Origin of the sequence: Calothrix rhizosoleniae SC01 (genome assembly GCF_900185595.1) — a bacterium.
GTDB lineage: Bacteria > Cyanobacteriota > Cyanobacteriia > Cyanobacteriales > Nostocaceae > Calothrix_A > Calothrix_A rhizosoleniae.
Window position 1 is genome coordinate 1 of record NZ_FYBH01000275.1, and the last position, 9,669, is coordinate 9,669.

At 41.0% G+C, this 9,669-nt stretch carries 8 protein-coding genes; 4 read left to right on the top strand and 4 right to left on the bottom strand.

Going from position 1 to position 9,669, the window contains the following annotated elements; all coding sequences use genetic code 11:
- Nucleotides 1–141: 141 nt before the first annotated feature.
- Both CALSC_RS16505 and CALSC_RS16510 read left to right on the top strand, forming a co-directional pair.
- Nucleotides 142–516 (top strand): NINE protein, encoded by a 375-nt coding sequence (locus tag CALSC_RS16505; protein ID WP_088242411.1) that lies wholly within the window; start codon nucleotides 142–144, stop codon nucleotides 514–516.
- Nucleotides 517–581: 65 nt separating this feature from the next.
- Nucleotides 582–1,124: a helix-hairpin-helix domain-containing protein gene (locus tag CALSC_RS16510; RefSeq protein WP_088242404.1), complete on the top strand. Its 543-nt coding sequence runs from the start codon at nucleotides 582–584 to the stop codon at nucleotides 1,122–1,124.
- Between the two features lie 26 nt (nucleotides 1,125–1,150).
- Here CALSC_RS16510 and lepB read toward each other — a convergent pair whose 3' ends face one another.
- Complete coding sequence (gene lepB, locus CALSC_RS16515; protein ID WP_088242405.1) at nucleotides 1,151–1,732, bottom strand: signal peptidase I; 582 nt, start codon at nucleotides 1,730–1,732, stop codon at nucleotides 1,151–1,153.
- 279 nt (nucleotides 1,733–2,011) lie between these two features.
- A complete protein-coding gene (locus CALSC_RS16520) occupies nucleotides 2,012–2,725 on the bottom strand; it encodes a rhomboid family intramembrane serine protease (RefSeq protein WP_088242406.1) in 714 nt (237 codons plus the stop codon).
- A gap of 361 nt (nucleotides 2,726–3,086) precedes the next feature.
- Here CALSC_RS16520 and CALSC_RS16525 point away from each other — a divergent pair, with 361 nt between their 5' ends.
- Complete coding sequence (locus tag CALSC_RS16525; protein WP_088242407.1) at nucleotides 3,087–5,258, top strand: dynamin family protein; 2,172 nt, start codon at nucleotides 3,087–3,089, stop codon at nucleotides 5,256–5,258.
- Between the two features lie 97 nt (nucleotides 5,259–5,355).
- On the opposite strand, the gene CALSC_RS16530 is transcribed toward CALSC_RS16525, so the two are convergent.
- Both CALSC_RS16530 and CALSC_RS16535 read right to left on the bottom strand, forming a co-directional pair.
- Nucleotides 5,356–6,336 (bottom strand): DNA-methyltransferase, encoded by a 981-nt coding sequence (locus CALSC_RS16530; protein ID WP_088242408.1) that lies wholly within the window; start codon nucleotides 6,334–6,336, stop codon nucleotides 5,356–5,358.
- A gap of 303 nt (nucleotides 6,337–6,639) precedes the next feature.
- The gene (locus CALSC_RS16535) at nucleotides 6,640–6,990 is read right to left on the bottom strand and encodes a hypothetical protein (protein WP_088242409.1); all 351 of its coding nucleotides are present in this window, start codon (nucleotides 6,988–6,990) and stop codon (nucleotides 6,640–6,642) included.
- A gap of 122 nt (nucleotides 6,991–7,112) precedes the next feature.
- Here CALSC_RS16535 and CALSC_RS28065 point away from each other — a divergent pair.
- On the top strand, nucleotides 7,113–9,669 hold a 2,557-nt coding region (locus tag CALSC_RS28065; protein WP_088242410.1), incomplete at its 3' end, for a CBS domain-containing protein.

Genomic DNA, 9,669 nt, shown 5'->3' on the forward strand with positions numbered 1-9,669 from the left:
ATAGGAATCCTACTTGAATCTTGCTAGGTATACTGAGAACTAAACCTTTATAGGGCAAGCATCTAGCTACCTTAGTTTTTCAAAAATCAAATAGGAGTCCTATATGACTGTCTAGCTGTAAATTCTGTGGTATCTATGATTATGTTGATAAAATACAAAAGTCGCAGTGTCGCCGTCATTTTGGCATTTGCTGGCACATTGACAATTTCAGGATTGCATAAATTTTATTTGGGTCAACCATTATGGGGGCTATTATATGTATTACTGTCTTGGACACCAATTCCTAGGGTTGCAAGTGCGATTGAAGGGGTGTGGTATCTAGCTCAGGATGAGGAAGCTTTTAATAGTAATTTTAATTCTGGTAAATCAGTGATTAAAAGTGGGACATCAGAGGTTAATCCAGTGAAAACCGTAGCTGAGGCTTTGCGGGAGTTAGACTCTTTGCGTCAGGAGGGATTAATTTCTGAGTATGAGTTTGAGCAAAAGCGTCGCCAAATGCTTGACCAAATTTCTTGATTGGTTATGGCGTTTGAGGATGTCCTAACTGTTTTTTCTACTAATATTAATCAGTATTTTTTTCTATGAATCAAAACTGGCTATCATTTGGAATTAATCCTAGGTTGCAAAGACTGCGTACTAAATTAAGCTGCGATCCTTATTATCGCTTGCAATCGGGGGAAGAAATTGCGATCGCAGCACAAATTGGTGTGCAGATTGATGCGAATCAAGCCACAGTGGATGATTGGCTGCGATTACCGGGATTATCAATTCATCAAGCGCGATCACTCGTAGAACTTTCTCGGGTTGGGGTAAAATTTTACTGTATTGAAGATGTGGCTGCTGCTTTAAGTATACCCAGCCAACGACTCAAGCCTTTAGAGGTAATTCTCAATTTTAGCTATTATGATGACGAAGCTACGGAAAGTCTAGGGTACAAAGTTAATCCCAATATGGCTACAGTGGAAAGTTTAATCAAAATACCATTTATTGATATTTCCCTAGCCCAAGCAGTTGTAGATAATCGTCTATCAGGTGGAGCATACCGTAACTTAATAGATTTCCAGCAACGGTTAAATTTACCCGGTGATGCGATCGCTCAACTGATGTATTATTTAAAATTTTGAAAAATTTTCTTCCCTCCTTTTTTTATTTATATCAATCCAATGCGACTAGGAGGCCAAAAACGAAATACGGCTCGACCAATCACATTTTTTCTGGGTAAAAATCCCCAATAACGGGAGTCATTGCTATCGTTGCGGTTATCTCCCATGACAAATAAATTATCTGGGGGGACTTTAACTGGTGGAAATGGTTGATTTGGTGGTTCGGCGATGTAATCTTCTTGTAGTGCTTGACCATCTAGGAAAACCTTACCTCTGTTAATACTCACAACCTTTTCCGATTCTCCAATTACCCGTTTAATAAAAGCTTGATCTTTGAGATAGCCACGATTTTGCAATTCTTCTGGTGGCTGAAAAACAATAATGTCACCAAATTTGGGAGGATGGAAATAGTAGGACACTTTTTCTACTACTAAACGATCACCTGTGAGTAAAGTGGGAACCATTGACTCCGATGGAATGTAGCGGGGTTCGGCGATAAATGTGCGGATCAGGAAGGCTAAGACAAGAGCGATCGCAATTAAGCTAAAATTTTCTCGTAAACGATGCCATGTTTTGGTGGATGAATTTGTGTCAGTTGTTGGTTTTGTTTCAGTTTCCTGAGCAGCCATAGAATTTTCAGCAAGGATAACGGTCAAAGCTTTATTCTACTTTGGATATTAGGCAAACTTGTTAAATTTCCGATTATTGGGGTTAAATGACGGAGCTTTACTTTGATGTGATAAAAGCCACAGGTTTTTTTTGGCAACTTGCACTCCCGAGCGATCGCCTAGTTGATCGTATTTTTATCCTTTACCAGTAAGAGCAGGAAAAGAAGTAATGGCACAACCACTACACTCCAGCCAATAGACAAAAAATAACCACAGGTTTGTTAATTGCGCCTTGCAGTACTAAGAATAATTCTGTTCAGATTCTTCTTTAAACAATCCCAACAGTGGGGCTAAAATCGCTCCAAAGATAAAACCTCCTGCATGTGCCCAATAAGCTATACCACCACTCTCCATCCCAATATTGGTGGTTGTTCCCAGGCTGACTAAACCGTAAAATGCCTGTTGAATAAACCAAAATCCCAAAAACAGGAAAGCTGGAACTCGGAAAGAAGGAAAGAATATTCCCAAGGGTACAACAACAACAATTTCTGCTTGGGGGAAGCGCAGAATATATGCACCCATAACACCAGCAATTGCACCACTGGCACCTAAGGAAGGAATTGCTGAATCCTGGGCAAAGAACCACTGAGCTAAACCAGCTAAAATCCCACAAGTTAAATAAAATAGCAGATATTTACCACGTCCTAACTTTTCTTCGACATTATTGCCAAAAATCCATAAAAATAACATATTCCCAACCAGATGTAATAATCCACCATGCAGAAATTGGGAGGTAATCAAAGTTAGCCATTCTGGAATTGGCTGATTGACTGCTACCCCAGCAAAACTGAGGCTGAGTTCTTGGGGTACCACTGCAAATAGATGAAAAAAGCCGTTTAAAGCTGGGGGTGTTAAACTCACTTCATAAATAAAAGCCAGGATGTTAGCTGCAATCAGTCCATAGGTGAAATAAGGGGTAATTTTAACGGGATTATCGTCTTGAATGGGAACCATGACTATTTTTCCTGATTGTTTAACACCACACTCACAATACCTAACTTTGCCTCAGTTTATTTTCACCTATAGGCGGATTTTGCATTTGGGATTAGTAATTAGTAAATAGCCAATAATCCCCTATTTTTCTATGGTTCTGGGTTATTGACAAATAAATGTATATCACCATACATCACTCAGGACGAAATCAACTAACATAACAACCAGCTTGCTTTTGATAAACCCGTTCAGCATCTCCGTTTCATATTTTTTAATTCCTGATATAAGTTCATATAGAGATACAACCGAATGAATATTACCCATATAAACCCTACAAGAGCCCAGCGTATAGATAGAATTATTAAAAAGCGAAAAGCCTTTAGTGCCAATTACAACGGGAGCCAAATTACAACGGGATAAAGCCAATTTAGAGGCTCGCAAACTGGCCTTGTTAAACCTGAAAAAACACCGTGAGGAGTTGCTTGCTAGGGGAATTGATTCTAATTCTGCTGCTCGTCTGGGTGAAATAGATTTTAGCTTATTACCAAAGATTGATACCCTAATTGGTTCCCTACAACAACTATATAATCGCTGTACCCGCGACACCATTAATATTGCAGTGGTTGGCTATGCTCGCCAGGGCAAAAGTCGCCTGTTACGCAGCCTCACCGGGTTAAGAAATACGGTGATTCCTGATGGCGGTGATGGTTATTGTACTGGCACTCTCAGTAAAATTCGCCACGAGCCAGGATTACCAGAAGCTAAAGCAAAAGTACAATTTTATTCCTGGCAGGATTTCCGGGGTCAGGTTCTTAGTCCTTACTACGAGACTTTGGGTTTAGATACTGTGCCCATGAGCTTGGATGATTTCGCCCATTATCCCCCATCGGCTTTACCAATTGAACGCCGGGATAGTGCCCTGGATAAGGCTCGTTACGGACATTTACGTAAAGATTATTTTTCTAATGTGCAAAAATATCGCCATCTTTTAGGTCAATCATCGGTGGAGATTGGGGAGAACAAAATTCGAGAATATGTAACTCAAGATACTAAAGATGGTAGTGGGGAAAAGATTGTCAATTATTTGGCGGTGAAAGAGGTGGAAATATCTTGTCCTTTTCCTGTCGATGATATTGGCAAAATTATGTTAATTGATTTACCAGGGTTGGGGGATACTAACCTAATTGATGCCGATCGCTTGATGACTACTCTCAGCCATGAAGCAGATTTTGTGTTGTTTGTCCGTCGTCCGGAAGCCAATGCGGTATGGGGAGAAGCACATATCAAGTTGTATCAGAAAGCACGGGAAGCATTAGGAGAATTACCTTTACATGAATGCTCCTTTATGGTTCTCAATCGGACTCAAAATGGGGCAGAGGGAGGAGACAATACTTACCGTTGTCAAACCCTGCAAGCGGAATTGAAACAAACCCCAATTCGGGTGGAACGATGTGCGATCGCTGATTGTTCCCATCCAGAGGAAGCTAATTCCCAAATTCTGGAACCCATTCTCAACTACCTAGTAGACAATATTGAGTATATTGACAACAAATATGCCCATTCCTGCCAAAAACAAATAGATCTCCTAGAACATGATATGAATCGGGAATTAGCAAAAGCCGAAACAGCTCTTGCCTATTACAGTGACAGCGATCTCCTATTCGAGCAGTTGTTTGCGCGATTTTGGCAAAAACTTACCAATGACCTAGAAAATTTATTGACCCACTTCTCCCAACATCGCCATGATTGCGATGGCGAATTTGAAGAACGGCTTCAGCAAGCGATCGCTAATTGTCGCCAGAATACAGGCATTCCTGAAACCACATCCGAGATTGTTGAACGTCGCAATCTATTTGGTTCCTACAGTACCGCATACAATGAATTTTTACATGAAATTCGCACCCATTTTTTGCAACATTTCCTATCTTTAGACCAGGGAATGCAAGATTCATTAGAAACACGTAAGCTTTTAGTATCAAAAGTCTTTAAAAATCACTTAGGAGAACTAGCAGATGGTGAAGGTTCTGAGTTACTAAAAGCGATCGCTACCCATTTACCAGAAAACGCCACTATCTTGAAAACAGCCTTTGCAGCGATCGCAGAATTTAACGTTTCTGGGGCCGGTAGGGTGCAGCGACAAATCCGAGAGAATCTGAATAAACTCAGACCAGATAACAATTTTATGACCTTTGCAGAGGTCGCTAAGGATGTTTTGACAGTGGATGCACCCCTACCCACTCAGGAAGAACTAATTTTAGCGGCTCTGCAAAAACTACATAAAGAAGCTGCTGATAAGACAGAAGCGGCTTTAAATAAGGTGATTTGCGAACCCAGTATAGATTCCTACTACATGGTAGAAGAATTTGTTGATCGCATACTCCGTACCAATGGAGTACAATTGGAGTGGCGTATTTTCCTGAGAAAAGTTTCTTCCCAGGTTTGGCCTGAATTTAAAGAAATGGAAAAACGCCTGCAACAGCAACAAATTTGGCAAGTATTAGTTAAGCGGGCTCAAGAAGTGAATGAGTTACAGAATAAGCAATTAATGAATTAAAAATTGACCGAAAAAGAAAAGGATACAAGCCCCAAATTTATTCGTGGAAACTCCCCTACTCCCTACTCCCTACTCCCTACTCCCTACTCCCTACTCCCTACTCTTTTCTATAAGTAAACAAATTTACTGATTCTCCCGCACATATAAGGTGATAAATTTCCTCCATTTCTAAAGGAGTATGTTGTTTGGAGAGGAATCGAAACGCAGAAGCTGCAAGATATTCTGGCTGTTGTTCAAAAGCCAACCATTGACGATTCTCAGCTTCTGCAACTTGACCAGTGGTATTAGAACCGGCGAAAATGTCTACTACTGTATCTCCTGGCTCTGTAAGAAAACGGATAAAGAACTCAGGAAGTTTGGTTGGGAACCTGGCGGGGTGCTGCTTCACTCCCACAACCCGACAACCATGTAAATATTGACTGTTAGATTCAGTTTGAGAAATTTGTAACAGATTAGATGGAATAGCTCCACCATTATCTTTGGCAAAGGCTTTACCAATATCATGACCGGAAGGACGTGATTTTGGTGTATAGAACTTATTTGGATCTGCTAGTAATTTTTTCATGCGATCGCTGTATGGTGCCAGAACTTTTGTCACATCAGCCTTGGGAAACTCCGTTTTACTGAACCACCACACAGTATTCACCGCATCTTTAGCCCGCATTTTCCGCTTATTTACCCATTCAATGGGGCTGGGTAGTTTAGATGGGTTGTACCAATAAAAGTCTTCAGCCAGGAAAAAACCAATGCGATCGCAAAAGTGAATAGGTACTCGATAATTATATAAACTGCGAACAGGAACCCCTTTTTGATAAGCCCCACCTAAATCCACCACAAAACTGCCATCATCCTGTAGTTTTTGGTAAACGATGGTGGCAAATTCGGCGAGCCAGTCTACATACTCGTGCTGTTCTTTATTACCGTATTCTTTTTGACGTTGCAGGGCAAAAGGTGGACTAGTGAAAAATAAGTTAACACTATTATCTGGTAGATTTTGTAATAGTTCGCGGGAGTCGCCACAGTAGGCACTTCCTTTGTGAGTGGAATAAGCAGATTTAGTATTTGGTAAGCGCACCATTGATATTTGATTTTTGGTGTTGCTGAATCTATATATGAATTTATTGCCCTAAACCCAGCTTTGCTAACAAGCTTATACTATTTTGGATTGTGAAAGAATTACTACATAAGCTTTTCTTTATTTCCATCTGTCGCAATAATTTTTCAATCTTGACCGAAAAGGAAAAGGATACAAGCCCCCAAATTTATTTGTGTCAGCTCCCCTGCTCCCCTTCGGGTTGCGCCACTTGCTTTATGCCGGGAAACCCGTCCACCGCAATGGCTTACCTGCTCCCTGCTCCCCTGCCTTTTCTTGACCCATATCTCATTCACTTGGCTTCCTAGCTTGGAATGTAGAGCAATCGCCCAAATGAAAATTGATCATTCCTGAAATTTCATTTTCACTTATTAATTGCAACCATCCACTTCCATTGGCTTCATCCATTTCATCATTACCTTCCCAGGTAAAACTAAAACGTTCAATATCACCTATTTTTTCCATATACCCACCTAGGGAACCAGTTACCAGCCCAAACTGAAAATCTCCCATATTATCTGCTCTAATCTCCACATAAGCCTGGGTTTCCATGTTGAAGTAATCTTCATCCCACATATCCATGTCATAAATATGCCATGTACCTACAAATGGATTATCTACTTTGACTTTTCTATTCATTGGTCAATCGAGAAGATATTTGCAAATCTATCTTCCCAGATAAATAGACATAATAACGAGCGGTTGAATATCCAGGTATAAAATTTTGCAGTTTTGTCTATATATTTTGACAAATCGTAATAATGAACAAAAAGCAAAGCCTCAACCGCGCAGCAAAAATCCTACCGACTACGATACAATCGATTGTAGAGATTTACCTTGCAGCTAGACATATTGTGCAACAAAATAACATTTTTTCTCTAGAGCAAGTAATCGATCGCCATCCCTTAATCATATCTCCAGAAACTCCCCTAACCGAAGTCATTGGGTTGATGCAGGAGTGGGGGAACAGTTGCGATTTCACAGCGCATGATCATAATTCAAAAGTAAATTTTACTACTCGTATCAATAACAGTTGCGCCTTAGTAGCTAAAAACTCCCAACTTCAGGGCATTTTTACTGAGCGGGACTTAGTAAAGATTATCGCTGCGGAAGTAGATATAAAGGAGCAAACTGTCGGTGAAGTAATGAGCCAACAGTTAATCACTTTAACCCCAACTGATTCACAAGATATTTTTATTATTCTCAATTTGCTGCGCCAGAATCATATTCGTCATCTGCCAGTAGTGGACAATGTCGGTTGTATTTTGGGTTTGGTTACAGAAAAAGGCATACGTCAGAACCTACAACCGATTAATTTGATGAAATGGCAGAAGGTAGAGGAAGTGATGGATTCTAATGTTATCCACGCTCTTCCTACGGTATCCATTCGTCAAACAGCACAATTAATGGCAGAGCATGGAAGTAGTTATGTAGTCATTGTGGAGTCAGAACGGGAGGGCGATGGATTGTTAATTCCCAGGGGAATTATCACCGAAAGAGATATAGTTCAGTTCCAAACCTTAAATTTAGATTTAGCACAACCAGCACAAGTTCTTATGAGTGCGCCGTTGTTTCTAGTTAGTCCTGAAGACTCTTTGTGGACAATACATCAACTGATGCAGCAGCGTCGGGTGCGACGGTTAGTAGTAGGGAGTTCCCAAGGAGAAATACAGGGAATTGTCACCCAAACCCGTTTACTTCAAGTATTCGACCCCACCGAGATGTATGGGATTATTGAGCTATTACAGGGTCAAGTTTGTCAGTTAGAGATCGAGAAAACAGAGTTATTAGAAAGCCGCAACCAAGAACTGGAAGAGCAGGTAAGAGAACGTACTTCCCAGCTTACAAGAGTTAACCAGCAACTCCAGCAGGAAGTAGAAGAACGAATAGTGGCACTCCAAGAACGCCAACAAGCAGAAGCTAGAGTCCGCCAACAAGCCGCCCTACTAGATGTGGCAACGGACGCAATTATGGTTTTAGGACAGGATAACCAAATTTTGTTTTGGAATCGGGGTGCAGAAAGATTATACGGCTGGACGAAAGCGGAAGCCCTGAATAGAGATGTCAATGATTTGTTGTATGGGAAATCTGCAACTGAATTGGCAAAAATTCAGCCAATATTTACCCAGCAAGGTGAATGGCAGGGAGAACTAAATCAGGTTACAAAAGCTGGTAAAGGTATTGTGGTTGAAAGTCGTTGGACGTTTGTGGAAAATGACGTAGAAAATCCCCAGTCAATTTTAGTAGTTAATACCGATATCACCGAAAAAAAACATCTAGAAGCCCAATATCTGCACGCTCAACGGTTAGAAAGTCTGGGAACCCTAGCAGGTGGTATAGCTCACGACCTCAACAATATTCTCACGCCGATTTTGGGATTAGCTCAACTGCTGCCACGCAAACTGACTGAGCTTGACGAACCAACTTTGGCATTATTCCAAATTATCGAAACCAATGCCAAACGGGGAGCGGCTTTGGTTAAGCAAATATTAACCTTCTCACGGGGCTTAGAAGGAGAACGTAGAATTATACAGGTTGAACATTTGATCACAGAAGTAAAACAGATAGTTGTACAAACATTCCCCAAAGCAATTGAATTTGAGGCAATTGTGCCGCAAAACCTGTGGACGGTTAATGGCGATGTGACCCAAATCCACCAAGTTTTGATGAATCTCACAGTCAATGGGCGGGATGCTATGCCTAACGGCGGGAAACTTAAGATTACTGCTGAGAATGTTATCATTGATGCTAACTATGCCCGTATGCATATCGATGCTCGTAAGGGGAGGTATGTGGTGATTACTGTCTCTGATACTGGCACAGGAATCTCTCCCGAAATCTTAGAGCGAGTTTTTGAGCCATTTTTTACTACCAAAGAAGTAGGTAGGGGTACGGGCTTGGGACTTGCCACTGCTCTGGGTATCGTCAAAAGCCACGATGGTTTTGTCAATGCCTATAGTCAGGTGGGGCGGGGGACTCAATTTAAAGTGTATTTACCGGCTTGTGAGACTCAAGCAACAGTTATCGAAAAAATTGAAGAGCTTCCCTGTGGTGATGGCGAATTAATTCTAGTTGTGGATGATGAAGAAGCAATTCGTGAAATTAGCAAAGCTATCCTAGAAACTCACAATTACAGAGTGCTAACCGCTAGTGATGGGATTGAAGCGATCGCTCTTTACGCTCAGAGTCAAAACGAGATCGATGCGGTATTGATAGATATGATGATGCCCTCTATGGGTGGTAAAACTGCAATTCGCACTTTAAAGAAAATCAATCCCCAGGTCAAAATCATCGCTGTTAGTGGACTCGTTTCTAATC